This window comes from Bifidobacterium dolichotidis (assembly GCF_003951975.1).
GTDB lineage: Bacteria > Actinomycetota > Actinomycetes > Actinomycetales > Bifidobacteriaceae > Bifidobacterium > Bifidobacterium dolichotidis.
In genome coordinates this window covers 1-1,832 of the sequence record NZ_QXGM01000006.1, presented here as the reverse complement: position 1 = coordinate 1,832, position 1,832 = coordinate 1, and the positions used below count along the sequence as shown (strand labels likewise).

Here is a 1,832-nt window from a genome sequence, read left to right as displayed (position 1 = left end):
AGCTAAGCCCTGGCACGGCGATGGTACTGCATTCGAGAGGATGTGGGAGAGTAGCACGCCGCCGCTACACAACTTTTCAAGTTTGAACCCCGAAACCACAACGGTTATCGGGGTTCAAACATATCTAAACACATTTTCCTATTACACAATTCTTTCTATTGAACTGGTTAGCATTCATTCTGCTTACTCTTCTTTCTTCCAAACGGCTTAGCATTCTTTCTACTGAACGTTCTTTTTCCTCATCTCAGATTGCATTGCTATTGTTCGATTTCTCTCGGCTAGAGCTTCTACGCTTCCGCCCACTTCCATACTCTTTCCATTTTTTGAATTTCTTGATTCTAAATTCCTTAATGTGTGTTCGTTGAGATCCTCTTGCTGATCTCTGGTTCTTAGAACGACATGTATTCGAGTGGTATTTGATTTCTAAACTCAAAATTTGTAATCCATGAATTTGTTATCTATGAAATTTTGATCCACAATCCTTGATCCACAATCCTTAATCCATGAATCCTTAATCCATGAATCCTTAATCCATACACTGTTGATTCATGATTGGTTCCAGCAACCTAGATTTATATATGCCAATTTCGATCCTAGCTGGAGCTGAAATGGAGATGCATTACACTTTTCTGCGTTGTTATCTGCGGACCAACGAACACCAAGTAGTAATATTTGATGAATACATCGATATGCAATGGATTGACATTGTAAAGCGACTTCGAGTTTCAATGTGAAATAACGAAATATATCGAAGTATCTATTTGGATGGTTTTGTTACGCATGATTCCGATACTTCGATAATTGACGACTTCATGATGTCCTCAACAATGATGTTGAAATTCGTATCCTGGGTGTCAAAATGCAAATCTTCTATCTGGCATATCGAAGAGTTCAGAAGATCTTACCGATGTAATTGATAACAGTGATACATTTTCGAAGATGAAGAGGCGAACGATAAACGAATTAGAAAAACGTTACATAGAACATCAGTGATAAGTGCATTTCAAGAGTGCATAGTGTTTGCGGATTCAGATGTGCACTGCTGAATGCATTTCATGAAGAATGATATTGAATGTATTCGCTGATGAATAGTGACAAAGATAAGTTCTAGAGAACTGAAGCATAGTTAAGTCATAGAGGATTTATGCAAAAGCAAGTTCCGAAAAACATTTGCAACAGCAAAGACAACAGAACATCAGCAAAAGGCAACTTCCGAAAACATCAGCAAAAGGCAACTTTCGAAAACATCAGATTAAGGTAACTGTCGAAGATCATCACATAAAGGTAACTTCTGAAGAATAAGCAAGATTCAGTTTAGGGACATTGAGAATTCTTTATTTTCTCTAGATCCAGGTTGCAGAGCAACGAAGCTTGTAATCACATTCCAACTGCGGGAAGATACACCTTCGAACTGATCTCGTTGATATTGCAATAGAAGGTAGCTGATTACTCAGTAGGGAAGTAGCAAATCCTATCCAGTAATGCATGAATATCTGGTAATAATCCATTGCCTAGCACCATATGCATAGAGTATGTTGTACATTCGTTGCCAATTCGCCTATTTCAAGGCCATATTTTCACTAACAGTAAATAAGGCCACTTTTAACGTCAATTGTTGACTGGTGTACGGTCCTGGTCGTGGTGACTTGATTTCGTCGCTCTAATGGACGGTAAACGGCTATATAACGCCGTTTTTGGCTTGTTGACCCCCGTTGCGACACGCCGTGTTTTGTGTTTGTGGTGGTGTTGGTGTAACTTTATCTCTTGCTGCCGCTCAGGCCGCTGGGGTTTCTTCTCTGGTTCGGGTTTGGGTGTGTGGTGGTGGTTTGAGA

General features: G+C 39.7%; 1 protein-coding gene. It reads left to right on the top strand.

Features of this window, described 5'->3' with window-relative positions; translation table 11 throughout:
- Positions 1-211, top strand: a 211-nt coding sequence (locus D2E26_RS07530; protein WP_206432093.1) for a hypothetical protein, incomplete at its 5' end; no start/stop codon positions are given.
- Between the last annotated feature and the right edge of the window lie 1,621 nt (positions 212-1,832).